This window comes from Corynebacterium variabile (assembly GCF_006539825.1).
Classification (GTDB): Bacteria; Actinomycetota; Actinomycetes; order Mycobacteriales; family Mycobacteriaceae; genus Corynebacterium; species Corynebacterium variabile.
The window spans coordinates 313,064-338,264 of record NZ_BJNT01000004.1; the positions used below are offsets into that span (position 1 = coordinate 313,064).

Here is a 25,201-nt window from a genome sequence, read left to right on the forward strand (position 1 = left end):
GCCCTACCCCCGTATCTTCGGCAGCCGGCCCCTGATTCAACGTAGGATCAGGGGCATGGAGCATCCCGCTTACAGCCAGTTGCGTCCCGTCACTCCGTCAGCCGGAGTGGTGCTGTGTGACAATCCCAGCTACTCCGCTCTCGAAGGTACGAACTCCTGGATCATCCGTGCGCCGGGGGACCGTGTCGCCGTGATCGTAGACCCGGGTCCGCACGATGAGGGACATCTCAATGTGCTGCAGGCGCAGGCGGAGGCCGGTGGCGCGGAGATCGCCCTGATCCTGCTCACCCACCACCATGGCGACCACGCTGACGGCGCGCCGCGGTTCCGCCAGCTCACCGGTGCGCCGGTCCGTGCCGCGGACAAGCGCTGGTGCGCGGGCGGGGAGGTGCTGGAAGACGGTGAACTTATCAGCTTCGACGGTCTCACCCCGACCATCGAGGTCGTCGCCACGCCGGGGCACACCGGCGACTCCCTGTGCTTCTTCATCCACGGTGCCGGTGGCGCGGCCGGCACCGACGATGACGTGGAGGGCATCATCAGCGGCGACACCCTCGCGGGACGCCACACCACGATGATCTCGGAGACCTCGGGCGACCTGGGAGACTACCTCGATTCGCTGCGCCTGCTCGACAAGCGCAGCCACGGTGTCCGCCTGCTGCCGGGCCACGGCCCCGACCGGGACGACGCCGCCGAGGTCGTCGAGAAGTACATCAACCGCCGTGAACAGCGCATCACCCAGGTCACCGAGGCCGTGGAGAAGCTCGGGGAGGACGCCACGGTCGGCCAGATCGTCGACGAGATCTACACCGACGTCGACCCGGTGCTGCGGTCGGCGGCGAAGCAGTCCACCCGCGTGACGCTGCACTACCTGGGGCTGTCGACGAACTAGAGCCGGTGAGGTCGCGTTGCCGAGGACCGGGCCGAGGGGTCCGACGACGAACAGCCGCGTGACCGTGAGGTTCCGGGCGGGCGCCGGTGATTCTGACTGCGGTGCCGACTGTGCGGCCTTGACTGTGGTGGGTTCGGCGTGATGGTGCCGGAGGTGGAGTTGTCGTGGATGTCGGCATGGGCGCGACGGGGTACTTCCTGTGAGAACATCGCTATTGCGTCATGGGCATTTTCCGGTGCGTAAGACCCTCACCCGCGTCCGCGCCGGGTTCTTGGCCGGGGTGCGACGAGGACGACGAGTGCCAGAGCCACGCACGCCATGCCGACCCAGCCGGAGCCGCTGAGCTGTTCGCCGACGACCACGACCGCCAGCAGCGCGGCGACGGCAGGTTCCAGCAACGTCACCGTCGTCGCCGTGGACGGGTCCAGCCTGGTCAGTCCGTATCCGAAGAGCACGTAGCCGAGGAACATCGGCACCAGCGCCATGTACGTCGCGACGCCGACGTTCTGCCACGAGTCGAGGACCGGTCCGCCGGTCACCGCCAGCACCGGCAGGAGCATCAGGCCGCCCAGGCCGAAGACTGAACCCATGGCCGCACCGCGGCTGACGGGGCGTCCTGAGGTGGTGACCATCAGCTGGAACGACACCCACGAGTACAACGCGTAGGACGCTCCGGCCAGCAGTCCCAGCAGAACGCCGGGGACCACGCCGTCGGCATTCACTGTCCCGGATTCCCCGCCGTGCGAGGTGCACAGCAGGACTGCGCCGACCACGCCCGGTACCAGTGCGAAGAACCAGTGTCGTGAGGGAGGACGCCGCGTCGTCCCCCACTCCAGGAGCCCGGCGAACAGTGGGGCGGATGCCAGGGAAACGACCGTTCCCACCGCGACGCCGGCCAGGTGCATCGAGCTGTAGAAGGTCAGGGGGTAGACCACGACCGCCAGTGCGCCGAGGACAACCATGCCCCAGCGGTCACGGAGAGTATCCCGGTGGTGACGCAGGTCAGGTAGGGCGATGAGCGCCTGGAGGATGCCGCCGATGCCCAGTGCCGCAGCGCCGGTGGCCAGTGGCCCCACCCCGTCGGAGAGGGTGGCGGCGGTGCCCGTCGTGCCCCAGAGCACGGCGGTGGTCATCACAGCGAGCAGTGCGGGGAGGGTGGACGGAGTGGACCGGGTGCTCACTCGTCGGCCTGTCGCGTGGTGCTTTCCTGCGCGACCTGGTGCGCGGTGCTCTGGCGTGCGGCGAGGATGGTGGACGCCATGTCGCGCGCACGCTGCAGCCGGTCCGGGGTGCCGTCGAGCCCCGCCCTGGTCACGGCTCCTTCCAGGAGGTACGACAGGAGCTCCGCGTCCTCGGGGGCGTCCTCGGCGAGCAGCTGTTCGACCTCCTCCTTGTGGCGGCGGACGACGCCACGGACAGGGGAGTCCGCGGGGTACTCGGCGGCGGTGTTGAGCAGTCCACAGCCGCGGAAATCAGGTCCGGAGGACGCCGCGTGGTCGAGGTAGGCGTCGAACACCGCGAGGGCGGGGTGGGTGGTTCCGTCGCACCGGGCGGCGTAGAAGGCGAGCCAGTCGGCGTGACGCTGCTCCAACCAGGCGGCGATGAGCTCGTCTTTGGAGGCGAAGTTATTGTAGAGGCTCTTCCTGGCCACATTCGCGTGCTCGGTGACGGCGTCGATCCCCGTCGCGGCGGTGCCCCGGGCATAGAAGAGCTCCTCGGCGGCGGCGAGGAGCTTCGCCCTGGCCGGGCGTCGGCGTGGGGTGATGCTGCTCAAGGCGGGCCTCCGGTGGGGTCCGGGTCTAACTTCACGTCTATGTAGCCCAGTCTGCCTACTTAACCGGGTGAAGGCAAGCTGACGTGTGCGGGAGCGCACGGGTGCGCGTCCGTGGTGACCCGCTGCGGGGGAGCTTCCGTCCATTTACCCTTCGGACACCCCGGTAGGCCAGCTACATCAGGCGTACCTCCCGTGCCAGGGGTGCACCGTTCCTGGCCGGGTCTTCACGGACATGCCGGACAAGCACACCGGCATGGCCAAGGACCGACGCCACACAGGGCCGGGGCGACGCGGGACCGGCCCGACACGGGAGCCGATGCCGGAAGGGCCGACCCGTGAAACGGGTCGGCCCTTCAACGGCCCACAGGAAGGGGCCGGACGTGAACTACCGGGCGCGCTTGGCCAGGCGCTCGGTGTCCGAGATCAGCACGGACTTGCCCTCCAGGCGGATCCAGCCGCGGTGGGCGAACTCGGCCAGCGCCTTGTTCACGGTCTCACGGGAGGCGCCGACGAGCTGGGCGATCTCCTCCTGCGTCAGGTCGTGGTGCACGCGCAGCGCGCCACCCTCCTGGACACCGAAACGGTTTGCCAGCTGCAGCAGGGCCTTGGCGACACGACCGGGGACGTCGGTGAAGATGAGGTCGGCCAGGGCGTTGTTGGTGCGGCGCAGACGACGGGCCAGCACGCGCAGCAGCTGCTCGGAGATCTCCGGGTGCGCCTGGATCCAGTCGTGCAGCATCTGGGAGTTCATCGTCGCCGCGGTGACCTCGGTGACACAGACCGCCGCAGAGGTGCGGGGGCCCGGGTCGAAGATGGACAGCTCACCGAACATGTCGGAGGGGCCCATGATGGTCAGGAGGTTCTCGCGACCGTCCGGGGCATGGCGGGCCAGCTTCACCTTGCCGGAGGTGATGATGAACAGCTGGTCACCGGGCTCACCCTCGTCGAAGATGGTGGTGCCGCGGGGGAAGGTCGTCGAATCCAGCTGCTCGATCAGCGTGTTGACGGCCGCCGACTCAACACCCTGGAAGATGCCTGCACGGGATAGGATCTCGTGTACTTCGCCCATTGCTCGTTAGACTCCTGTAGAAGCTGCTTTGCCGTTGTCGGCGGAGGTGACAGGTTGGTCACAACCAGCCGGCAGCATGGTTTACCGCACAGAATACAGTGTGTGAACGGTCACGGGGAGATCAGGGGTGAAACTCGGACGACTAGACTGGGTCGCCATGCCCGTCCCCACACCCCAATCCCCCCTGGCGCGTACCCGACGTACCCGGTGGATCAACCGCACACTGGCCGAGGAGTACCCGGACGCTCACTGCGAACTGGACTACACGACCCCGCTGGAACTGCTGGTGGCCACGGTGCTTTCCGCCCAGTGTACGGACAAGCGCGTCAACCAGGTGACCCCGGCCCTGTTCGCCGCGTTCCCGGACGCCGTGTCCTACGCCGGTGCCGATCGGGAGACGCTGGAGGAGATGATCCGGCCCACCGGGTTCTTCCGCAACAAGGCGTCCAACCTCATCAGGATGGGGGCCGCGCTGGTCGAGGAATACGGCGGCGAGGTCCCGGGGACACTGCCGGAGCTCGTGGCGCTGCCAGGGGTGGGACGCAAAACCGCGAACGTGGTGCTCGGCAATGCTTTCGGCGTGCCGGGGTTCCCGGTTGACACGCATGTAGGACGCCTCGTCCGCCGTCTCGGCCTGACCACGGAGACTGATCCGGTGGTCGTCGAGCGGGAGATCACCGCGATGGTGGAGAAGAAGGAGTGGACCATGTTCTCCCACCGCCTCATCTTCCACGGCCGGCGTGTATGCCACTCGCGCAGGGCCGCGTGCGGGGTCTGCGTCCTCGCCCGGCGGTGCCCTTCGGCGGGGCTGGAGGGGCCGATGGATGTGGCGGACGCCGGGAAGCTGGTGACGGCGTGAGTGAGGCTGGAACAAATAAGGCGCGCATCGCACTGCTCGCCGGCGCCGTGGTCGTGGGCCTGGGCGTCGCCGCCGTGCCGGTGGTGATCTCCCTGACCGGGGAGGACGCCGGGACCTCGACTCCCGCGACGGCTGCAGCGACCTCCGGAGTCCAGGAGACCGACGCCCCCGACGGGCCGGTGGACGCCACCGGCACCCGCTACACCGTCCCGGACGCCCAGCGCATCGACTGCCCGACCGGCGACGGCTCCGATCCGCAGGATTCCGAACTCTCGGATGTCGTCGTGCCCTGCCTCACCGACGGTGGCGGGGCCGCGGAGACCTCGATGGCACAGGCCCTGGCCGGCAAGCCCACGCTGGTCAATGTGTGGGCCTGGTGGTGTCAGCCGTGCCGGGCGGAGCTGCCCGTGCTCACCGAGGCCGCGGCGAAGCACCCGGAGTGGAACATCGTCGGCGTCCACGCCAACGGACAGGGCCAGGCGGGCGCGGACCTGCTGGCGGATCTGGACGCCCGGCTGCCGGCGTTCCAGGACAGCGACGGAGCCTTCGCGGCCGCCGCCGAACTGCCCTCGGTCATTCCGGTGTCGGTGATCTACCGGGCGGACGGGAGCCGGGCGTCCTTCCATCCCGGGGAGATCACCTCGGTCGAGGAGCTCGAGGAACTTATGGGTGCCGCGGTCTGACCCGCTAGACTGGCGGCTCCATGACTTCCTCACCAGACGCGCTCCACCACAACTCCGGCGTGTCCCTCGGCGACTGGCTCGCTGAGGGGCGACGTCAGCCGGAGCTGCCCACCTCCCTGCCGGAATGGCTTGAACCCCTGGTTGACCGGGTGCGGCGTCCGGAAACGGCTGTCCGTATCCACGGGATGAACCGCACGGTGCCGGAGCTCGGCCCGGACGGGACGCCGCCGCGTCCTTCCGCTGTGCTGGTGCTGCTCGGTGAGGAACAGGGTCAGGATCCGACGCTGATGCTGACCCACCGCACGCCGACGCTGCGCAGCCATTCCGGACAGATCGCCTTCCCCGGTGGCCACCGCGAGCCCACCGACGCAGACCCGGTCGCCACCGCGCTGCGCGAGGCGACCGAGGAGACCGGTCTGGACGCCGCGGGTGTGGACCCGCTGGCCGTGATGGACCCGCTGTACATCGACCGCACGAACCACGCCGTGATCCCGGTGCTGGGCTACTGGCGGAAGCCGGTGCCGGTGGCGCCGATGACCGCGGAGAGTGACTGGGTGCGCAATGTGCCGGTCGCCGAGCTGGTCGACCCAGAGCGACGGATGCGCCTCGGACTGCCCGGGGTGGACGTATGGAAGTCCCCGGCGTTCGACGTCGACGGTTACCTGCTGTGGGGCTTCACCGGTGCATTGGTCGACGGGCTGCTGAAGCTCGGCGGCTGGGAGCGGCCGTGGGTGGAGACCGCCCCGGAGCTCGACCTTTTCGACGCCATCGCGAAGTCCCGCAACGGGGAGAACCTGACTCCGGAGGACCTCCGGTGACGGGCTCCGCGATCGTCGACTGCATCATCGCCATGGCCGCGGTCGGTGCGCTGTTCACCGGGTGGCGGCAGGGCGGGTTCTCTGCGGTGCTGTCGCTCGTCGGCGTGCTCGGTGGCGGGTGGGCGGCCCTGGAACTGCTGCCGCACGCCCTGGACCTGGTCAACGATGACTCGGCCCGCTTCTTCGTCGCGATCATCGTGGTCGCCGGTGGAGTGGTGCTGGGGTACTCGCTGGGCTCCTGGGTGGGCCTGAAACTACGCGACGGGATCCGGACGCGGTCACTGCTGCGGGCGGACTCCGCGGTCGGCGCGGTGGTGCAGGTCGTGACGACGCTGCTGGTGATCTGGATGGTCGTTGTGCCGGTGACCGGCAACAACTCCGGTGACCTGGGTGCTTCGGTGCGCGGGTCGAAGATCCTGCGCGGGGTCAGTGACATCGCCCCGGAGTGGCTGCAGGCACTGCCGAACCGGACCTCGACGCTGTTCACCGACTCCGGGTTCCCGGCGGTGACGGACCCCTTCGACGACGTTCCCGTCGTCGAGGTGGGGGAGCCGGACGTGGGCCTGGCGGCGTCCCCTGAAGTGGCGGCGACGAAGCCTTCGGTCGTACGGGTCGTGGGCCAGGCGGAGCAGTGCGGGAAGATCCTGCAGGGTTCCGGGTTTCTGGTGGACGACGAGACCGTGATGACGAATGCCCATGTGGTCGCCGGTACGGACGTGGTCGGCATCGAGACCGTCAACGGGGAGTTCGACGCGCAGGTGGTCTACTACAACCCGCAGGAGGACGTGGCGCTGCTGCGGGTCCCCGGGGATACCGGGCTGGCTCCGCTGAACTGGGCCCAGGACGTCGCGGCGCCGAATGACGACGCCGTGGTCATGGGCTACCCGATGGGTGGCCCGTTCGAGGCGACGCCGGCGCGGGTACGGGACCTGTTCACTGTCTCCGGCCCGGACATCTACGCCGATTCGAGGGTGGACCGGGAGGCGTACACGCTGCGTGGCACGGTGGTGCAGGGTAACTCCGGTGGTCCTGTGATCAACGCCGCTGGTGAGGTCATCGGCCTGGTCTTCGGTGCCGCGGTGGGGGACTCGGAGACCGGCTACGCCCTGTCGAAGGCCGAGGTCCTGGACCACGTCGGTCAGCCGGGGGGCTTTGACGCGGACTACGTGGACGCGGTGGACACGCGTTCCTGCGTGGCGGTGTAGGGGAGCTCTACGTGGCGGAACCGGGCGATGGGGCAGGATGGCAGTGCTCAGTGCACGACGGCATCTGCTCCTGTCGCCTCGGACGGCCTGGGCGACAAGAGCAGATGCCGCCGCGCAGGATGAGATGCCGGCCTCGGGAAGCGTCGGTCGCCTCGCCTATCAATGCACATCGGGGGACGGCGGGAATGCGTCTCGTTCGCGATGTCGCCGTCCGACGACTTCTCTGTTGTCGTCGTTTGACGACAAGTGTTGGTTGTGCGCCGCACGGAGACAGTTGTCTTTCACCGTCCTGACCATCCCGGTCCGGCACTGCGTGACGGTGCTGCGCGACACATGGGCCTTGTCTGCCAGCGTCTACTGGGTCAGACGTGCGAGTCGTCGGCGTTGGGCAACAGCCGTGTCGATCTCCAGGAGAACGGCATCCACCTGACGTTCACGGGCGGGTGTGAAATCAGATCGAGCTGCCATGACATGGAGTCATGCCGTTGTGTGTCTGATCAGCAACAGAAGCCAACAATTTGTGTCTTCACTGATACACAGTCGACCGAGGGGTGCGGTGGCCGATGCGACTACTCCGCGCCGAGGATGATCCGCGCGACAGCCGCCGGATCCTCGATGTGCGGGAAGTGCCCCACGCCGTAGAGCACCTCGGTGCGGGAGCCTTGACCGCCGCGGGCGGCGGACCACTTCGCGATCTTCGCGTTGTAGGCGCGGTCCATGGAGCCGTCGACGCACACCACGGGAGCGGCGGTGTGGTTCGGCAGGGTGCGGTCGAAGTGCCCGCCCTCGGGGCGGAACCGGCTGCGTACCGTCCAGCGTCGATACTCACACGACAGATGGGCGACCTTGTCGACCTGCATCGCTTCACGGCGCAGCTCGGCATGGTGGGCGCAGACCTCGGTGTCGCGGAAGCCCGGGGCCGCGCTGTAGCGGAAGGTTCCGACGGCCTTCTCTGCGTTGTTGCGCAGCAGGCGGTGCTCCGGCCAGCGCGGCAGCTGGGCGAACAGTGACGAGCGCAGTCGCGGCCACTGGGAGACCGGGTGCAACAGCACCGACCGGGCCACCACGCGTGGGTGGGCGGACGCCAGGGTCACCAGACCCCGGACCCGTTCCGGCTCGTGGGCGGCCATGGTCCAGCCGATCAGACCACCTTCACCGTGGCCGACGACGAGGGCGTCCATGTGCCCCAGACCGCGGATCACGCCACACATGTCAGAGGCGGCGGTGGTCAGGTCGTAACCGCGGGGAGTCTTGTCCGACTTCCCGTAACCGCGCAGGTCCACGGCAGCGAGACGCACCGGGGCGTCCGCCAGCTCGGGCATCAGCTCGGTCCAGTCGAACCAGCCGCCACCGAAGCCGTGGATCAGCAGGACCAGTGGCGCGGTACGCGGGCCGGTGACGGCGACATGCAGACGAATGCCCCGGGTGTGCACATAGATGTGCTCCGGGGCGGGGGAGGAGTTCACGGAAGGGGTCCGGCGTCTAGGTGAACATGCCGGCGTCGTCCGAGGAGGAGGCCGAGGAGCCGGAGCTCGGAATCACGGTCTTGAGCTTGCCGACCGAGTCGATCGTCGCTTCGGGCTTCTTCACACCCTTGATGAACTTCACCGCCACGAACGACAGAACGACGACGAGGACGAACATGATGAGGAAGACCACGAGGAAGGCGACCCAGCGCGGCATCCAGCTGTCGAGGAGCTCAGCGAGGAAGAAGAAGAAGAAAAAGGAGCTGTAGGCGAGGATGACGCCCGCGCCACCCAGCAGACCTGCAGCGATGCCGGCCTTCTTCGCCGAACCTGCGATCTCGGTCTTGGCCAGCTCGGTCTCCGAGCGGATCAGGGACGAGACCTGGGTGGAGGCGTCCCGCACGAGCTCACCGATGCCGGGGGTGCGGCCGGCGGCGGCGTCCTCCAGCGGGATGTTGTTGACCTGCGGGGTGAAGCTCTCGGCGTCGCTGAAGAAGCCGTTGTCCTTCTGGGTGTCCTTGCTCACTGCGTGTTCTCCCTGTCCGTACGTGTTGACTGTGGCCATTCTGCCATGCCTGGGCGGCTCCGGTGGGAGAACCCCGGGCGAAGTGGGGTTCAGTCGTCGGGAGGCGGAGAGATTTCACCGCCCGCGGCGGCGCACCACCAGCCCGGTCGCCAACGCGGCGATCAGTGCCAGCCCGGCGGACGCCCCGGCGATCACACCGCTCTTCTCCGGCAGGTGGAACAGCGGTTCGGGGCGGTTGAAGGTCACCGTGGGCCACTCGCGGGCAGCGGCCTCCTTCTTCAGGGCCTTGTCCGGGTTCACCGGTACGGGATGACCCACCGCCTCCAGCAGTGGCAGATCGGTGGCCGAATCGGTGTAGGCGAAGCTGGACTCGAGTTCGTATCCGTGGCGTCCTGCCAGGTCACGCAGGCCCTCCACCTTCGCCGCGCCCTTGCAGAAGAACGGCACCTCGCCGGTGAACGTGCCGTCCTCGGCGACGGTCAGCTCCGTGGCGATGAGGTGGTCCACCCCGAGTTCCTCGGCGATCGGCGTGACCAGTAGCCGGGCGGACGCGGTGATCATCGCCGTCCGGTGGCCTGCCGCATGGTGGGCCTCGATGAGAGTCCGCGCCTCGGCGTAGATGAACGGCACGATGACCTCGTGCAGGGCGTCACGGGCGACCTCCACGAGATCGGCGGCGCGGCGTCCCTTCACCATCTCGACCAGGGCGTCCTTGGTGGCGTCCATCGACTCGTCGTCGTGGCCGGCGAGCTTGTAGTTGCCCAGCATGAGCAGCAGCCGCAGCATCTCGCCGGTGGTGATCAGGCCCCGGTCCGCCAGCGGTTTGCGGTACGCCATCGACGCAGAGGTGTCGATGACCGTCTTGTCCAGGTCGAAGACAGCGAGGACGCGCGACGGACCGACGCCGGGGTCGGTGGTGACCTGCGCGGCGTCGGGGAGGTCGACGAGCTCGGTGCTCTCTTCGGGGACTGACGTCACGCCCCTACAATACGTCCCACCAGTCACAGTTGTTACACCTTGACGAGTTGTCCACAGGCAACCGTACGAATCGGAAGAGAGTTGTCCACAGGGAGAACGCCTGTTCTTGCCGGATCCCGGGGACCCTGGCACGCTCCACCACCATGTTGGGGACATTGCGACACCGAAACCATTCCGACCGCCCACCACGGACACCGGCACCCGTGGTCACCACCGTGACCACACCGGCTCTCGTCGAAGAGATCACACTCATCGTCGCCGTCACCGGCCGCGAGCTGATCACCTGGGATCCGGACGCGTCGCTGTCGGAGGGCACCGGTTCCGTGATCCTGCTGCAGGACGCCGCGTCCCCCGGTGTCGTCGCCGACCTCACCGCCCGGGGCGTTGCGGTGCGGACCGTGACCGTCACCGACGGCACCGGGGACGTCGGAGAGGTGGGTGAGGGGCGGGTCTTTTACCTGCCGGGGCAGGCCACCGACCTCGCCGCCCATCTCGGGGCCGCGGACCATCCGGACGTCGCCGTCTACGGTGCGGTCGGCGGGGCGGGGACCACTACGTTCGCCGCAGCCCTTGCCGAAGCGCTGGCCGACCCGGCTCTCGGCGGCGACGGCCAGGCACTGCTTGTCGAAGCCTCCGGGCACAGTGCCTTCGACCACCTCCTCGGCCTGGAGAACACCGCCGGTCGCCGCCTGCCCGACCTCGCCGGGACCTCGACTCTGACGGCCGCGATGCTGCGTGATCTGCCGTGGAGCGGGGACGTGGCCGTGCTGTCCGGTACCGGTCCGGTGCCGGACTACCTCGATACCGCCATGCCCGTCGTCCGCGACAGCGGACGGTGGAGCGGGGGAGAGGTGACCGGACGTCCTGTGCTCGTTGTCCCGGCGACCGTGCCCGGGGCGTTGGCCGGGCGTGCCGCACTGGCCCGGATCCCCGGCGCCGCCGTCGTCCTGCGCGGGATGCCCCGATCCGACCTCGAATGGAACGACGCGCTCACTCTCCTCGGCCGCGCACCCGAGGTCACCTGGGACGACGACCCCTTCCTCACCGCCGAGACCGACCGCGGGGACTTCGGCCCCGGCCAGTCCACGGGTACCGCCGGGACCGCCGCCGCCCGCCTGGTCACGGCACTGGCCGACAGCCTGGACGGGGGCAACTCATGAGCGGCCTGCTCGCCGGTGTCCGCGACGACCTCGCCCGCCGCGGGGTGGACACCCCGACCCCCGCCGAGATCGCGGTCTCCGTCCAACGGGTCCAGCACGGCGAGACTGACCTGCGCATCGTCGATGACGTCCGCTCCCTGGCCCGCGAGTTCTCCGGACTCGGCGAACTGGCGGTGCCACTGGCGGACCCGGAGGTCACCGACGTCCTGCTCAACGGGCCGGGCCCGGTATGGATCGACCGTGGCTCCGGCATGGAACCCACCGACCTCGTCATCGGGGACGCCACCCGGTGCCGCGAGATCGCCGTCCGCCTGGCCACGGCCTGCGGGGTGCGGCTGGATGATGTGCGGCCTTTCGCCGACGGCGTCATCACCGATCTGCCCGCGGGAGTGACGGCGCAGGCGGTGCGCGTCCACGCGGTCCTTGCCCCGCCGGCCGGGCAGGGGGCGTGCGTGAGTCTGCGGGCGCTGTCGGCGTCCCACCGGTCATTGGCGTCCCTGCAGGACGCGGGCCTGTTCAGCCCGCAGATCGGTGACCTGCTGCGTGACCTGGTCCACCGCCGCGAGAGCATCCTCGTCAGCGGTGGCACCGGTGCGGGCAAGACCACCCTGCTCGCCGCGCTGCTGGCCGAGGTTCCCGAGCGCGAACGGATCCTGCTCGTCGAGGACACCCCCGAACTCTTCCCCGACCACCCGCACGTCATCGGACTGCGCACCCGTGACGCCGGGGTCGACGGCGCCGGCGAGATCGACGTGCGCACCCTGGTGCGGCAGAGCCTGCGGATGCGCCCCGACCGCATCGTTGTCGGGGAGATCCGCGGCGCCGAGATCGCCGAACTGCTGCTCGCCTTCAACACCGGCCACGCCGGCAGCGCGGGCACCGTCCACGCCAACGGGGTGGACGCCGTCCCCGGTCGCCTCCGAGCCCTCGGCGCCCTCGCCGGACTGCCGGATGCCGCAGTCGACCGGCAGGTCGCCGACGGCATCGGCGTGGTCGTGCACGTCGCGCGGACGTCTGCGGGGCGGCGCGTCACCAGCATCGGACGGTTCGTGGTGGATGACGCTGACGGCCTGACCGTGGAGCGGATGTGGGACGCATGCTGACCGTCATCGCCGTCGCCGGGGTCCTCGGCCCCGTCGGCTTCACCGCCCACCGCATCTTCGGCCGCGTCCGCGCCTTCTCCGCCGAGCGCGCCCGCACCAGGACGCTGCGCTCGATCGTGGACGCCTTCTCCCGTGAACTCGGGGTCGGGGCTTTTCCGGTGGACGCCGCAGGTCATGCCCTCGACGCAGCCGATGACACCCGGGGAGCGGGCCGTGAACTCGTCGAGAAGTTGGCGGTGGAGGTGCGACGGGTGCGCCTCGGCGCGCAGCCGGGTTCTGGCAGCAGTCCCCATATCGATGCTGACGTGACCCGACTGCTCGCCGTCTGGGCGTCTTCCACCCGCCACGGCACCGCACTCGGCCGGCTCATGGACCGGCTGCGCGCCGATCTGGATGCGCGGCTCACCCACCTCAGTCACACCTCGAGTGCCCTGGCCGGGGCAAGACTGACCGAGACGATCCTGCTGCTCCTGCCCTTCGGTGCCCTGGCCCTCGGCCAGTCGATGGGCCTGAATCCAGGGGCTTTCCTGGTGTGCAACGTGCTCGGCGTCCTGCTGCTGGTCGTGGGTGTGCTGATGGGATGCGCCGGGGCGCTGTGGACCGAGTCGCTGACCGTGACGGTCCTGGGTGGGGTGGGGCGACGGGCCGGTCCCTCGCCACTGGACGCCGCCCGCCTGCTCGACCTCTTCGCCGAATCACTGGCCTCGGGGTTGCCGGTGTCCGTGGCCTGGCATGTCGCCGCGACCTGCGGTGATGTCGACGATGCCGTTCGCCGCGTCGCCGCACTGCTGGCCCTCGGGGCGGGGGCGGAGGCCTGGGAGCCGTTGCGGGATGATCCGCACCTCGGGCCGGTCGCCGGGCTCGCCGAATCCGGTTCCCGTAACGGGGCCCGGCTGGCCGACGGCGTCCGGGCGCAGGCCACACGGCTGCGGGCGGAAGCGGCGGATGCGGCGTTGGCCGGGGCGGAACGGGTGCTCGTCGTCGTGGCGGCGCCGCTGACCCTGTGTTTCCTGCCCGCGTTCGTCCTCGTGGGGCTCATTCCGCTGGTGGTGGGCTTCGCCGGAATCTGACCAGCACAACCGTTAACACCTGAACTGAACACTGAACTGAACACCGAACTGAAAGGGGACATGACCATGTCCACACCGACTGCACAGACTGCACAGACTGCACAGACTGCACAGACCAGGATGACCACCCTGACCACCGACATCGACGAGGCGGCTGACCTCGCCGAGCTCACCGCACCCACTCCGCCGGACCACTTCGGCGACTGGGACACCGACCCGGACCCCGACGACTGGGGTGAGGAGCTGCCCGCCGCGCAGATCAACGAGGATCTTGACGAGGACAACGGTGACGACAATGGTGACGACGAAGACGACAGCGGCGGTTTCCTGGGCGATGACCTGGGGATGTCGACCATCGAGTACGCCCTGGGATGCGTGGCTGCGGCGGCCCTCGGCGCACTGCTCTACCTCGTCGTCACCTCGGACACCGTCGAGTCCGCCCTCAGCGGGATCTTCGAACGTGCCCTCAACACGCAGTGACCCTGGCAGATCCGACGCCGGCTATGTCACCGTGGAAGCGGCCATCATGTTCACCGCGCTGACTGTCGTGGTCGGCCTGGTGGTCGCAGGGATCGTGACCGTGGCGTCCTACCTAGGGGCCGTGGACCTGGCACGCGACGCCGCCCGGGCAGCAGCGCTGGACCCGGGCAATGCGACCGGGGCGGCGTCCTCCGTGGTTTCCTCGGTGGACGCCGACGCGCAGGTCTCGGTGAGCGGTGGGGGAGGCGCGGGGACGGATCTCATCACCGTGCAAGTCACACGGCCCGGGCACCTGTTCGACCTCTCCGCGACGGCTGTCATCGTCGCCGAGCCGTCGGGGGAGTCGCAGTGAGTCTTCGCCTTGATGCTGTCTTCAGGGTTGGAGGGGGAGAGAGGAACGAGGACGGCTCGGCCACTGTCGCGGGGGCCGGAGTGATCCTCGGGATCATCGCCATCGCGACCTTCCTCGGACTGCAGGTCACCGGGCTGGTCCAGCAGCACCGGGCGGACGCCGCCGCCGACCTCACTGCCCTCTCCGCGGCGACCGTGCAGATCAGCTCCGGCGTACCGGAAGCCTGCGGGCGGGCGGCTGAGATCGCCGAATCCAACGGGGCCTCGCTGACGCAGTGTCACGAGGTCACCGGTGGTGGGCCGGACGCGCCGGGCGGGACTGCCGGCGAAGAGGGGGTTCTCGTCGAAGTGACTGTGGGATCCCGCTCCGCCGTCGCCGTCGCCGGGCCGTGATCTGGTCTCGGGGGACTGTTAATGCCTGTCTCATGCCTGTCGCTACAGGTACGGAGTGTGCAGCATTGTCGCTACCAGTACCGAGAGGCGGCTGTCAGGTACCTGATTTCCGCGTCTCGGTACTGGTGGCAGATGTTCTGCATGCCCCATACTGCTGCTGACCACCGGTCGACGGTGAAGACAGGGTGAGATGGGGGCATGGCCGGGATGTCGGCATCACGCAGCGAGAGGTCGTTGGGGAAGGGTCGAAAACAGCCTCAGACTGCGCGATGCGGACAGCCTGAGAAGAGTGGTTCTTCCTTGTTCGGACCGTAGCGGGGGCGGAGGGGGTGAATTCTTCCGGGGAGACGGTTTTCGTCGACGAACAACGTGAGATATAGACTCCAAGCGCAATCTGAGAATTGCGCTGCGCCGGTCCTGACCTGCGCAAGGAACCCACATGACCAAGAGAGGACCGCGCTGACGTCCAGCAGTGCGGGCAACAGACATGACCAATCCCACAGGGCCTGTTGAGCCCGGAGACCAGAACCCCCAGGGCCCGCAAGACCCTCAGGGACAGTCGTACCCCCAAGGGATGCCGGGGCAGCCGGGGCAGCAGAGCCAGCCCTACTACCAGAGTGCACCGGGCCAGCCGGGCCAGTCGTACTCCCAGTGGCCGCAGGATCAGCAGTACTACCAGGGTCAGCCGGGTTACCCAGGCCAGCAGTACCCGCAGTACGGCCAGCCGCAGACCAAGGAGAAGAATACGGTCGGACTCATCGGTCTGATCATCGCCGTCATCGGCTTCATCTTCGCCTGCATCCCCGGCGCGCTGATCCTCGGATGGATCCTCCTGCCGATCGGCTTCATCGTGTCCCTGGTCTCACTGTTCCTCAAGGGGAAGAAGCCGGGGCTCGGGATAGCAGGCCTGATTGTCTCGGTCGTCGGCACAGTCGTCGGTTTCAGCGTCTTCTTCCTCGTCGTGGATGACGTGGTCGACGACGCCCTCGACGAAATCGGCTCCGGTGGTGACGTTTCGGTGGCGGTGCCGGAAGGTGCCGAGACCGACGGCGACGGCGACGCCGGTACCCGTGAGAACCCTTATCCGCTGGGCAGCACCGTGACTGACAAGGACTGGTCGGTGACCATCAACAGTGTTGACCTTGATGCCGCAGCCGCGATCAATGGCGAGAATTCCTACAATGACCCGGCTCCGGAAGGAATGACCTACATCCTGGTCAACGTCACCATCAACTACATCGGTGACTCGGACGGCGGCGAGATGCCGTGGACCACGGTCGACTACGTGACTCCCGACGGCAACACCATCAGTTCCACCGACAACTTCGTGATGGCCCCTGACAGCCTGGACACCATCTCTGAGCTGTACAAGGGTGGCTCCACGTCCGGGAATATCGCCCTTGCAGTTCCCCAGGAGACCGTCGGTGACGGTGTGCTGGCTGTCTCACCGGGGATGCTCTCTGACAAGACCTTCGTCAGCGTCCGATAGAGCAGGATGTCGGCATCACGCAGCGAGAGGTCGTTGGGGAAGGGTCGAAAACAGCCTCAGACTGCGCGATGCGGACAAGGGCGTGGGGCAGGGGCGCCGGGCAGCAGGGAAAGCACTCACCCCATGATGCGCTGCAGGAACGGGGTGGAGTCCGCCACAGAAGCAAGCATCGCGCCACTGTGGTCGGTGGGGTACCGGTGCACCTCGACCTGCTCGTTCCCGCCCGTGAACTGCCGCAACCACATCTCCGAGTTCAGCGCGACACCGATCGGGGAGGGCACGTCGATGTCCGTCAGCCCGTGTCCGAGGAACATCGGCTTGTCATAGCCGTCGGTCGGGGTGGCCATGTAGTCGCGCAGGGCCGCAGCAAACCCGGGGACCTCCCGCAGCGGCCGGTTGAACAGTCCGGACAGAACCTTCCCGCTGAGGTTCTCCGACATCTCGTCCAGGCACATCGTCTCCGCGAGATCGGCGACGCGGCGTCCTTCCGGAGTCAGCGCGAAGGACAGGTCGACCTCCGGGTGCGCCTCGCGGAACCCGGCGAGAATGTACGCGACGTACGCGTTGAGGGTGTCCGGCAGTGCCACCGGCGGGAACGACGGCGACCCGGCGAGCACCAGCTCCTCGACGTAGGCCGGCGCACCCGTGGCGACGGCGCCCCGGTAGTCCAGCCCGGCTCCGGCACTGTGGGAGGACGCCCCGTGCGCCACATGCAGTGCCGCCCCACCTCCCTGCGACTGCCCGGCCACGGCCCACTTTTCCGACAGTTGAGCACCGACCGAATCGAGCTTCTGCGCGGCGATGACCGAATCCACGACACTCACCGCGGTCGCCTCACCGTTGAAGTAGCTCATCAGGCCCGGCGTCCCCATGCCCGTGTAGTCGGACGCGACGACCGCGTACCCGGCGTCCACCCAGTGATCGACGAGGACCTTGTCATTGCGGCTGCCGGCCGAGGGTGTGCAGTTGTCGCCCATGCCGGTCGTGCCGTGCGCCCAGGCGAGTGCCGGCCGGCCGCCCTCCGGAGCCGCACCGGTGGGAAGGAACACCGCCGCGGTGGACGCCGCGATCTCACCGTGCTGGTCCACGGTCGAATAGACGAAGCGCTGCTGGGTGTCACCGCCGGAGGGCATGCGCTGGGCCTCGGCCAGGGGGACCTCCTGCAGGGGGGACGCCTGACTCGGCCGGCAGATCAGGCAGGCTCTCCGGGGTACGGACGTCGAGCCCGGACCAGTCCGGCGTGACGATCGGCGCCATCGGCTCCGGCGTCGGCGAGCCGGGGATCAACGGCGCGGCAGTCGTGGGAGCGACGGTGACGGTCAGGGCGGTGACAGCGGCGAGCGCTGCGAGGGTGACGGCGGATCGGCGGGGAATGGGTCTCCAGTCGGAAGAGCGTCAGAGTGAGGCTCACCTTAGCCGACAGGGCCCGCGACCGAGGCCTTCTCCGCCAACGCGCGAAGCAGCACCGCCGCACCCTGCTTGTACAGCGGATCATTGCCGTTGCCGCACTTCGGCGACTGCACACACGACGGGCACCCCGACTCGCAGGCGCAGGATTCCACCGCCTCCGCCGTCATCCGCATCCACTCCGCGAAGCGGTTGACCCCGGCCTCGGCGAAGCCCGCGCCGCCGGCGTAGCCGTCGTAGACGAAGACGGTGGGGAAGCCGGTGTCGGAATGCAGCACGGTCGAGACGCCGCCGATGTCCCAGCGGTCACAGGTGGCCAGCAGCGGCAGCATCCCGATGGCCGCATGTTCGGCGGCGTGCAGCGTCCCCGGCCACAGCGGTTCCTCGATGCCCAGGTCGAAGAGTACGCCCGGGTCCACCGTGTATGCCGCGGCCCGGGTGACCAGCCGTTGCGGCGGTACCTCCAACGGCACGGTCTGCAGCACCTCGCCGTCGGAGGTCCGACGCTGGTAGCCGGTGACCTGGTGGGTGACCTGCACCTGCACATCCGCCAGCCAGATGCCCGAGGGCGCGGAGTCCGTCCCTCCGATCTCCCTGGTCGAGTACACCTGACCCATCCGGATCTCGGTGGTCTCCATCGCCCGGGTGAACCAGTCCGGGGTCTCCGGGTGCACCGCGGCCATCGACTCTGCCAGCGACAGTTCGTCGACCACGAACGTCTCACCCTGGTGGACGTACACCGCACCGTCGTGGACCTCGGAGACCGCCCGGGCGGCGTCGACGGTGCCGAGGATCTGGCCGGAGGTCGTGTCGACGATGAGCACCTGGTCGCCGGAGCCGCCACGGATGTTGACCCGGGCATGGACGCCCGTCGCGGCGTCCACATCGGCGAAAATTCCCCGCGGCCTGCGCCGCAGCAGCCCCTGGTCCGTCAGCTGACGGACTACACCCGTGGCGTCCACGTCCCCGCCGAAGGCGGTCACCTCGCCGTCGGTCAGCGGGGCCTCCGCGGCCGCACAGAGCACGTGGTCGGCCAGGACATAGGGGTTCGTCGGGTCGAAGACGCTCGCCTCGACCGGATGGTCCAGCAGGTCGCCGGGGTGGTGGACGAGGTAGGTGTCCATCGGGTTGTCGGAGGCCACCATGACCACCAGGCAACCCTGGCCGCGGCGTCCGGCACGACCGGCCTGCTGCCGGAAACTCGCCACAGTGCCGGGGAAACCGCAGCTCACGACCACGTCGAGGCCGCCGACGTCGATGCCGAGCTCCAGCGCGCTGGTGGCAGCCATGCCCAGCAGATCACCGTCGTCGAGCCGCTTCTCCAGCACCCGGCGGGCCTCCGGGGTGTAGCCCGCCCGGTAGGACGCGATGCGCCGCGCGTCATCGACCCGGCCCAGCCCGGTGAGGTCATCCGCGCAGGCCAGGGCGGTGATCTCCGCGCCGCGCCGGGAGCGCACGAAGGTCAGTGTGCGCGCACCCTCGGCGATGGTGCGGGCCATGATCGCCGCCGCCTCGGTCGTCGCCGCACGGCGCACCGGCGCACCGTGCTCTCCGACGGTGTTCTCCAGGAACCCCGGCTCCCACAGGGCCACGGTCCGTTCACCGCGCGGGGAGCCGTCCTCGGTCACTGCCACGGTCGGACGCCCCGTCAGTCGCTGCGCCTGCCCTGCCGGATCCGCGGTCGTCGCACTGGCCAGGACAATGGTCGGACGGGCACCCGCCCGGTGGGCCAGCCGCAGCAGCCGGCGCAGCACCAGGGACACGTGCGCGCCGAAGACGCCCCGGTAGACGTGACATTCGTCGACGATGAGGAAGCGCAGGTTGCGCAGCAGGCGCGTCCACCGTTCGCGGTTGCCGAGGATCGAGGCGTGCACCATGTCCGGGTTGGAGATGATGACGCGTGCCTCCTCCCGGATCAGGCGGCGGGCCTCGCCCGGGGTGTCGCCGTCATAGGTGGCGACCACGGCGTCCTTCATCGCCGGGGAGGACGCGATGAGGCGTGCCAGCGCCTGGCGCTGGTCCTGGGCCAGAGCCTTCGTCGGCGACAGGTACAGGCAGGACGCCAGGCGGTCGTGGATCAGGGCATCGGTGACGGCCAGCTGGTAGCCCAGCGACTTGCCGGACGCCGTGCCTGTCGCGATGACGACATCGGTGCTGTTGCGGGCGTGGTTCGCGGTGGTGACCTGGTGTGACCAGGGGCGTTCGATGCCCTCATGCTCGAGATGACGGCGCAGGTCCGGGTCGACCCAGTCAGGCCAGTCCACGGGTTTCGACAGGCGGGCGGGCTCGGTGCGCACGTGCGTGAGGACGGTGTTTTCTGCGCCGTTGTTGTCGCTGTTTTCTGCGCTGTTTCCCGTGTTGTTCCTGATCAGCGGGGTGAGGGCGTCGAGGAGCTCAGCCCCGTAGGAACCGGGGACGCCGGGAGCTGCACCACTGTCTGCCATGGCTGACCAGTGTAGGGGCTGGCAATTTCGGGGGTGGTGTGGTGGTTGGTCCGCAAACGTGGAACACTGGTGGGCGGTCACAGTTTCTGTGCGTCGCTTTGCTCGCTGTTCCACCGGTGTTTCGCCGTGTCAGTAGGTGAAACGTTCGCGGGAGTTGTCTTGAATGCGGACGGACCTCCACTCCGGTGGTCTTAGCATCGGCCCGACGTCCCCGTACAAGAACGTGGGGATGTCGATCACCGAATCTGAAGAAGGTAAGAACATGGCACAGGGAACCGTCAAGTGGTTCAACGCTGAAAAGGGCTACGGCTTCATCGCTCCGAACGACGGCGGCGCTGACGTCTTCGTCCACTACTCCGAGATCCAGGGCAACGGCTTCCGTACCCTCGAGGAGAACCAGCAGGTCGAGTTCGAGATCGGCGAGGGCGCCAAGGGCCCCCAGGCTCAGCAGGTCACCGCTCTCTAAGTCCCCCGGGACTGTTCCGCGGTTCGCCGCAGGACACTGAGACGCGGTCCTGTCTCTCGACAGAACCACTCAGGGCACCGCCCCCACCGGATCACTCCGGTAGGGGCGGTGTTCTGTATGCGTGGGTGTGTCGCCGGCATCGCCTGCCGACCCGGCCTTTCTGTCCCGGCCTTTCTACCCCAGCGGCAGCGGTACGTGCACAGCGGCAGCTCTCCATGTCGCTTCAGACGGCTCAGGCGGCATGAAGAGATACCGCGCTGCAGGATGGGATGCCAGAGTGCGGCATCGCGGGTCAGGCGCTGGCCGAGGACCCCGACTGTGAGGCGACGACGTCGCTCATGTGCCCCACGGTCCAGTCGAACAGGCCGTGCACCGGCGGCAGGGCGGAGTGGCCCAGTGGGGTGAGCCGGTAGACCACGCGCGGCGGGATTTCGGCGTAGGCGGTGCGCTCGACCAGGCCGTCGGCGGTGAGGACGCCGAGCCGCTGGGTGAGGACCTTGTCCGAGATGCCGTCGACGTGCGTCTTCAGCTCGCCGAAGCGCTGTTCCCCGTCTTCGAGTGCGAGCAGGATGAGCATGTTCCACCGGTCGCCGACGGTGGCGAAGAGGGTGCGGCTGGGGCAGTCGCGGGCGGCAGGATTCCATGCGGTCATGAACGGGACCTTACACCTGAAGTGCACAGGAGACGAATTTCGGTAAGTCACTTTACATTGGTAAGTGACCCGCGTATGGTCGGTTCCAGAACGACAGAGGCGCCGGGAACACCCACGCTCCTCACTCAGAACCACACCCAGAACCACAGCCAGAACCACACCCTCGGAGGTACACACCATGAGCACCATCACCGTCTACGGATCCACCGGCATGGTCGGTTCGGCCATCACCGCAGAGGCAGCGTCCCGTGGATTCGCCGTCACCGGCGTCACCCGGAAGAGTCCGGCGGTCGTCAAGGACGCCGTCGAGGGCGTCACCTACGTCACCGGCGAAATCTCGGACACCGCGGACGTCGTTGCCAAGGCCGCCGCCACCGACATCCTCGTGCTCTCCGTGCCGGGCGCCCGCGACGGCAGCTCCGTGCAGCCGATCATCGACGCCCACGCCGCCCTGATCCCGGCCCTGGCCGAGGCGAACGTCACCGCCCGTATCTTCATCATCGGCGGTGCCGGTGCCACCGAGACCCCCGACGGTACCCAGCTCAAGGACACCCCGGACTTCCCGGCCGCCTACAAGGCCGAGGCCGACAGCTTCGCCGAGATCCTCGACCTCTGGCGCGCCGCCCCGGAGGGTCTGGACTGGACCATGCTCGCCCCTGCCCCCGAGATCGCCCCGGGTGAGGCGTCCGCGTCCTACAACCTCGGTGACGACCAGCCGGCCGGTGACTTCGTCAGCGCCGGGACCTTCGCGAAGGCCGCCGTCGACGAGCTCGGGACCCCGGCCCACCGCCGTGCCCGTTTCACCGTGGCGAACGCCTGAGCGAGCACCTCAGTGAGCCGCTGAGGCGCCGCCTACGACACCCCTGTCCGCCGAGGGAATCACACCCCTGTCCGAAGCGCCGTGTATGGTCGCTGGTCGAGAGTGGTTTCGAAGTATGAAGGTAGGGCGGACCGGATGGGAGCGCAGGGCAGCGTGAGTGGCGGAAAGAAGTTCGTGATCGTGGAGTCGGCCACGAAAGCGAAGAAGATCCAGAAGTTCCTCGGCGATGGTTTCATCGTCGAGGCCTCTGTCGGTCATATCCGCGACCTGCCCCGGGGCGCCGCCGATGTGCCGCCCAAGTACAAGAAGGAACAGTGGGCGCGTCTCGGCGTGAACGTCGACGACGACTTCCAGCCGCTGTACATCGTCAGCCCTGACAAGAAGAAGAAGGTCGCCGACCTCAAGGCGAAGCTGAAGCAGGCCGACGAGCTCCTGCTCGCGACAGACCCCGACCGTGAGGGCGAGGCCATCGCCTGGCACCTGCTCGAGGTTCTCAAGCCCAAGGTGCCGGTGCGGCGCATGGTCTTCCACGAGATCACCCCGGAGGCGATCCGGGAGGCCGCGGAGAACACCCGCGAACTCGACTTCGACCTGGTGGACGCCCAGGAGACCCGCCGCGTCCTCGACCGGCTCTACGGCTACGAGATCTCCCCGGTGCTGTGGAAGAAGGTCATGCCGCGGCTGTCCGCCGGCCGTGTGCAGTCCGTCGCCACCCGCGTCATCGTCCGCCGCGAGCGCGAGCGGATGGCGTTCGTCAGGGCCGGCTACTGGGATCTCACCGCGACGCTGGACACCGGCGACAGGGGCCAGGACGCCACCACCAACCCGCGGAAGTTCGACGCGAACCTCGTCGCCGTCGACGGTGCACGCGTCGCCCAGGGCCGTGACTTCAACGATGACGGCAAGCTGAAGACAGGTAAGGCCCAGGCCAATGTCACGGTGCTGGACAAGGCACGTGCCGAGGCGCTGTCGTCCGCGCTGACCGGGACGACCATGGCGGTCACCAATGTGGAGGAGAAGCCGTACACGCGGCGTCCCTACGCGCCGTTCATGACCTCGACGCTGCAGCAGGAGGCCGGGCGCAAGCTGCACTTCACCTCGGAGCGGACGATGCGCATCGCGCAGCGTCTCTACGAGAACGGCCACATCACCTATATGCGTACCGACTCGACGACGCTCTCGGCGTCCGGCATCTCCGCGGCGCGCCAGCAGGCCAAGGAACTGTACGGCCCGTCCTTCGTCGCGGACGCCCCGCGGCAGTACACCCGCAAGGTGAAGAACTCGCAGGAGGCCCACGAGGCGATCCGCCCCGCCGGTGAGACCTTCAATACCCCGGGCGCGCTGGCGTCCCAGCTGGACGCCGAGGAGTTCAAGCTCTACGAGCTGATCTGGCAGCGCACCGTGGCATCCCAGATGGCGGACGCCAAGGGCACCTCGATGAAGGTGACGGTCTCCGGTGAGGCGACGAGTGGCGAGGCCGTGGATTTCCAGGCCACCGGCCGCACGATCACCTTCCCCGGCTTCCTCAAGGCCTACGTGGAGACCACCCGTACCGCCGACGGCCGTGATGTCGCCGACAACGCCGAGAAGGCACTGCCGGTGCTGACTGTGGGCGATGCGCTGGACGCCGCCGAGATCGCGGCGAAGGGTCACGAGACCCAGCCGCCGGCGCGCTACACGGAGGCCTCGCTGGTCAAGACGATGGAGGAGCTGGGGATCGGCCGTCCGTCGACCTACGCCTCGATCATCAACACCATCAAAGACCGCGGGTACGTGGTCTCCCGCGGCTCGGCGCTGGTGCCGAGCTGGACCGCCTTCGCCGTGGTCGGCCTGCTGGAGAACAACTTCGGCTCGTTGGTGGACTACGAGTTCACCTCCTCGATGGAGGACGAGCTCGACGAGATCGCCCGTGGTGAGGAGAACAGGTCGCACTGGCTCAAGGGCTTCTACTTCGGGGACCCCGAGGCCTCGGACGCGACGGCGGAGTCCGTGGCCCGGCTCGGTGGCCTGAAGCACCTGGTCAACGACAACCTGGAGCAGATCGACGCCCGTAAGGTGAACTCCCTGCATCTCTTCGACGATGCCAACGGCGTCCCCGTCGTGGTGCGGGTGGGACGCTACGGCGCCTACCTGGAGCGCATCATCCCGGCGGAGCCGGGTGCGACGACCGAGTCCGGTGAGCCGGCCGAGCCGACGGTGCAGCGGGCGAACCTGCCCGAGGCGCTGCTGCCGGACGAGCTGACCCTGGAGGTCGCAGAGAAGCTCTTCGCGACGCCGCAGGGCGGCCGTGAGCTGGGCGTGAACCCGGCGAACGGGCGCGTCATCGTGGCCCGGGAAGGACGCTACGGCCCGTACGTCACCGAGAAGGTGAAGGACGACGAGGAGGCACGCGTCACCGCCGAGGCCGAGAAGGTCATCGACGCCGAACGTGACGCGGAGGACGCCGCCCGGGCTGAGGAGGGCAAGAAGCCGCTCAGCCGGGAGACCAAGACCGCGGAGAACAAGAAGGCCAAGCGGATCAAGGAGATCCTCGAGGAGACCCTGAAGCCGAAGACGGCGTCCCTGCTGAAGACCATGGACCCGGCGACGGTGACGCTGGAGGACGCGCTGAAGGTCATGTCCCTGCCGCGTGAGGTCGGTGTGGACCCGTCCGACGGTGAGATGATCACCGCGCAGAACGGCCGGTTCGGACCGTACCTGAAGAAGGGGAACGACTCCCGGTCGCTGGCCAGTGAGGAGCAGATCTTCACGGTGACGGTGGACGAGGCGCGGCGGATCTACGCCGAGCCGAAGCGTCGTGCCCGGGCGGCGGCGAAGCCCCCGCTGAAGCAGCTGGGTGACAATGACGTCTCCGGCAAGCCGATGACGGTCAAGGAAGGGCGCTTCGGCCCGTACGTGACCGACGGTGAGACGAATGCGTCGCTGCGCCGTGGGGACACCCCGGAGACCATGACCGACGCCCGCGGCAATGAGCTGCTCAGTGAGCGTCGTGCCAAGGAGGCTGCGGACGGTGGGGCCTCGAAGAAGTCAGCGAAGTCGGCGCGGAAGACGACGAAGAAGACCACCGCCAGGAAGACCACCGCCAGGAAGACCACC

At 68.4% G+C, this 25,201-nt stretch carries 24 protein-coding genes; 15 read left to right on the forward strand and 9 right to left on the reverse strand.

Features of this window, described 5'->3' with window-relative positions:
* Positions 1-55: 55 nt before the first annotated feature.
* Positions 56-892, forward strand: a complete 837-nt coding sequence (locus tag CVA01_RS03140; protein ID WP_014010974.1) for an MBL fold metallo-hydrolase — start codon at positions 56-58, stop codon at positions 890-892.
* Between the two features lie 248 nt (positions 893-1,140).
* Here CVA01_RS03140 and CVA01_RS03145 read toward each other — a convergent pair whose 3' ends face one another.
* The 3 genes from CVA01_RS03145 to glxR form a co-directional block, all read right to left on the reverse strand.
* The gene (locus CVA01_RS03145; RefSeq protein WP_073883479.1) at positions 1,141-2,073 is read right to left on the reverse strand and encodes a DMT family transporter; all 933 of its coding nucleotides are present in this window, start codon (positions 2,071-2,073) and stop codon (positions 1,141-1,143) included.
* Positions 2,070-2,666, reverse strand: a complete 597-nt coding sequence (locus tag CVA01_RS03150; protein ID WP_244938113.1) for a TetR/AcrR family transcriptional regulator — start codon at positions 2,664-2,666, stop codon at positions 2,070-2,072. Before CVA01_RS03150 ends, CVA01_RS03145 begins: the two co-directional genes overlap by 4 nt.
* 385 nt (positions 2,667-3,051) lie before the next feature.
* Positions 3,052-3,735, reverse strand: a complete 684-nt coding sequence (gene glxR / locus CVA01_RS03155) for a CRP-like cAMP-activated global transcriptional regulator GlxR (RefSeq protein ID WP_014010971.1) — start codon at positions 3,733-3,735, stop codon at positions 3,052-3,054.
* Positions 3,736-3,892: 157 nt separating this feature from the next.
* Here glxR and nth point away from each other — a divergent pair, with 157 nt between their 5' ends.
* The 4 genes from nth to CVA01_RS03175 are packed head-to-tail and all read left to right on the forward strand — an operon-like array spanning position 3,893 to position 7,300.
* Positions 3,893-4,594: an endonuclease III gene (nth, locus tag CVA01_RS03160; protein WP_041630751.1), complete on the forward strand. Its 702-nt coding sequence runs from the start codon at positions 3,893-3,895 to the stop codon at positions 4,592-4,594.
* A complete protein-coding gene (locus tag CVA01_RS03165) occupies positions 4,591-5,277 on the forward strand; it encodes a TlpA family protein disulfide reductase (RefSeq protein WP_141328526.1) in 687 nt (228 codons plus the stop codon). Before nth ends, CVA01_RS03165 begins: the two co-directional genes overlap by 4 nt.
* Positions 5,278-5,297: 20 nt before the next feature.
* Entirely contained in the window at positions 5,298-6,095 is a 798-nt protein-coding gene (locus CVA01_RS03170) for an NUDIX hydrolase (RefSeq protein WP_141328528.1), read from the forward strand.
* Positions 6,092-7,300, forward strand: coding sequence for a MarP family serine protease (locus CVA01_RS03175; protein WP_141328529.1), 1,209 nt, complete (start codon positions 6,092-6,094; stop codon positions 7,298-7,300). The genes CVA01_RS03170 and CVA01_RS03175 overlap by 4 nt, the downstream gene beginning before the upstream one ends.
* Before the next feature lie 569 nt (positions 7,301-7,869).
* On the opposite strand, the gene CVA01_RS03180 is transcribed toward CVA01_RS03175, so the two are convergent.
* From CVA01_RS03180 to CVA01_RS03190, 3 genes are all read right to left on the reverse strand, one after another.
* On the reverse strand, positions 7,870-8,766 hold the full coding sequence (locus CVA01_RS03180; RefSeq protein WP_141328531.1) for an alpha/beta fold hydrolase: 897 nt from the start codon (positions 8,764-8,766) through the stop codon (positions 7,870-7,872).
* 16 nt (positions 8,767-8,782) lie between these two features.
* Complete coding sequence (locus CVA01_RS03185; protein ID WP_141328533.1) at positions 8,783-9,292, reverse strand: phage holin family protein; 510 nt, start codon at positions 9,290-9,292, stop codon at positions 8,783-8,785.
* A 114-nt stretch (positions 9,293-9,406) separates the two neighbouring features.
* Complete coding sequence (locus CVA01_RS03190) at positions 9,407-10,270, reverse strand: HAD family hydrolase (RefSeq protein ID WP_073883483.1); 864 nt, start codon at positions 10,268-10,270, stop codon at positions 9,407-9,409.
* 215 nt (positions 10,271-10,485) lie between these two features.
* On the opposite strand from CVA01_RS03190, the gene CVA01_RS03195 reads away from it, so the two are divergent.
* The 7 genes from CVA01_RS03195 to CVA01_RS03225 all read left to right on the forward strand — a co-directional run bounded on the left by CVA01_RS03195 (position 10,486) and on the right by CVA01_RS03225 (position 16,316).
* Entirely contained in the window at positions 10,486-11,430 is a 945-nt protein-coding gene (locus CVA01_RS03195; protein ID WP_141328535.1) for a CpaE-like family protein, read from the forward strand.
* Entirely contained in the window at positions 11,427-12,533 is a 1,107-nt protein-coding gene (locus CVA01_RS03200) for a TadA family conjugal transfer-associated ATPase (protein ID WP_141328537.1), read from the forward strand. The genes CVA01_RS03195 and CVA01_RS03200 overlap by 4 nt, the downstream gene beginning before the upstream one ends.
* Complete coding sequence (locus CVA01_RS03205; RefSeq protein ID WP_244938118.1) at positions 12,527-13,603, forward strand: type II secretion system F family protein; 1,077 nt, start codon at positions 12,527-12,529, stop codon at positions 13,601-13,603. The genes CVA01_RS03200 and CVA01_RS03205 overlap by 7 nt, the downstream gene beginning before the upstream one ends.
* A 66-nt stretch (positions 13,604-13,669) precedes the next feature.
* Complete coding sequence (locus tag CVA01_RS15570; protein WP_373862656.1) at positions 13,670-14,083, forward strand: DUF4244 domain-containing protein; 414 nt, start codon at positions 13,670-13,672, stop codon at positions 14,081-14,083.
* Positions 14,064-14,435, forward strand: coding sequence for a TadE family type IV pilus minor pilin (locus CVA01_RS03215; RefSeq protein WP_244938114.1), 372 nt, complete (start codon positions 14,064-14,066; stop codon positions 14,433-14,435). Before CVA01_RS15570 ends, CVA01_RS03215 begins: the two co-directional genes overlap by 20 nt.
* Positions 14,432-14,827: an Rv3654c family TadE-like protein gene (locus tag CVA01_RS03220; RefSeq protein WP_141328539.1), complete on the forward strand. Its 396-nt coding sequence runs from the start codon at positions 14,432-14,434 to the stop codon at positions 14,825-14,827. The genes CVA01_RS03215 and CVA01_RS03220 overlap by 4 nt, the downstream gene beginning before the upstream one ends.
* Before the next feature lie 574 nt (positions 14,828-15,401).
* A complete protein-coding gene (locus CVA01_RS03225) occupies positions 15,402-16,316 on the forward strand; it encodes a DUF4352 domain-containing protein (RefSeq protein WP_141328541.1) in 915 nt (304 codons plus the stop codon).
* A gap of 116 nt (positions 16,317-16,432) precedes the next feature.
* Here CVA01_RS03225 and CVA01_RS03230 read toward each other — a convergent pair whose 3' ends face one another.
* Positions 16,433-17,449, reverse strand: a complete 1,017-nt coding sequence (locus tag CVA01_RS03230) for an alpha/beta hydrolase (RefSeq protein WP_141328543.1) — start codon at positions 17,447-17,449, stop codon at positions 16,433-16,435.
* Between the two features lie 279 nt (positions 17,450-17,728).
* A complete protein-coding gene (gene sftH, locus CVA01_RS03235) occupies positions 17,729-20,167 on the reverse strand; it encodes a DEAD/DEAH box helicase (protein ID WP_244938115.1) in 2,439 nt (812 codons plus the stop codon).
* 262 nt (positions 20,168-20,429) lie between these two features.
* Between sftH and CVA01_RS03240 the strand changes: the two genes are divergently transcribed.
* Positions 20,430-20,633 (forward strand): cold-shock protein, encoded by a 204-nt coding sequence (locus tag CVA01_RS03240; RefSeq protein WP_010120999.1) that lies wholly within the window; start codon positions 20,430-20,432, stop codon positions 20,631-20,633.
* 292 nt (positions 20,634-20,925) lie between these two features.
* Here CVA01_RS03240 and CVA01_RS03245 read toward each other — a convergent pair whose 3' ends face one another.
* Positions 20,926-21,285, reverse strand: coding sequence for a winged helix-turn-helix transcriptional regulator (locus tag CVA01_RS03245; RefSeq protein ID WP_141328545.1), 360 nt, complete (start codon positions 21,283-21,285; stop codon positions 20,926-20,928).
* Positions 21,286-21,463: 178 nt separating this feature from the next.
* On the opposite strand from CVA01_RS03245, the gene CVA01_RS03250 reads away from it, so the two are divergent.
* Complete coding sequence (locus CVA01_RS03250) at positions 21,464-22,105, forward strand: NAD(P)-dependent oxidoreductase (RefSeq protein WP_141328547.1); 642 nt, start codon at positions 21,464-21,466, stop codon at positions 22,103-22,105.
* 135 nt (positions 22,106-22,240) lie between these two features.
* Positions 22,241-25,201 (forward strand): type I DNA topoisomerase (gene topA, locus CVA01_RS03255; RefSeq protein WP_141328549.1); only part of this gene is annotated, 2,961 nt, incomplete at its 3' end.

Bases quoted from the DNA above. Each gene is read 5' to 3' on its own strand.
- CVA01_RS03140 (WP_014010974.1), top strand. From the start codon at position 56: ATGGAGCATCCCGCTTACAGCCAGTTGCGTCCCGTCACTCCGTCAGCC.
- glxR (WP_014010971.1), bottom strand. From the start codon at position 3,735: ATGGGCGAAGTACACGAGATCCTATCCCGTGCAGGCATCTTCCAGGGT.
- nth (WP_041630751.1), top strand. From the start codon at position 3,893: ATGCCCGTCCCCACACCCCAATCCCCCCTGGCGCGTACCCGACGTACC.
- CVA01_RS03170 (WP_141328528.1), top strand. From the start codon at position 5,298: ATGACTTCCTCACCAGACGCGCTCCACCACAACTCCGGCGTGTCCCTC.
- CVA01_RS03200 (WP_141328537.1), top strand. From the start codon at position 11,427: ATGAGCGGCCTGCTCGCCGGTGTCCGCGACGACCTCGCCCGCCGCGGG.
- CVA01_RS03205 (WP_244938118.1), top strand. From the start codon at position 12,527: ATGCTGACCGTCATCGCCGTCGCCGGGGTCCTCGGCCCCGTCGGCTTC.
- CVA01_RS15570 (WP_373862656.1), top strand. From the start codon at position 13,670: ATGTCCACACCGACTGCACAGACTGCACAGACTGCACAGACTGCACAG.
- CVA01_RS03225 (WP_141328541.1), top strand. From the start codon at position 15,402: ATGCCGGGGCAGCCGGGGCAGCAGAGCCAGCCCTACTACCAGAGTGCA.
- CVA01_RS03230 (WP_141328543.1), bottom strand. From the start codon at position 17,449: ATGCCCTCCGGCGGTGACACCCAGCAGCGCTTCGTCTATTCGACCGTG.
- sftH (WP_244938115.1), bottom strand. From the start codon at position 20,167: ATGGCAGACAGTGGTGCAGCTCCCGGCGTCCCCGGTTCCTACGGGGCT.
- CVA01_RS03240 (WP_010120999.1), top strand. From the start codon at position 20,430: ATGGCACAGGGAACCGTCAAGTGGTTCAACGCTGAAAAGGGCTACGGC.
- CVA01_RS03245 (WP_141328545.1), bottom strand. From the start codon at position 21,285: ATGACCGCATGGAATCCTGCCGCCCGCGACTGCCCCAGCCGCACCCTC.
- CVA01_RS03250 (WP_141328547.1), top strand. From the start codon at position 21,464: ATGAGCACCATCACCGTCTACGGATCCACCGGCATGGTCGGTTCGGCC.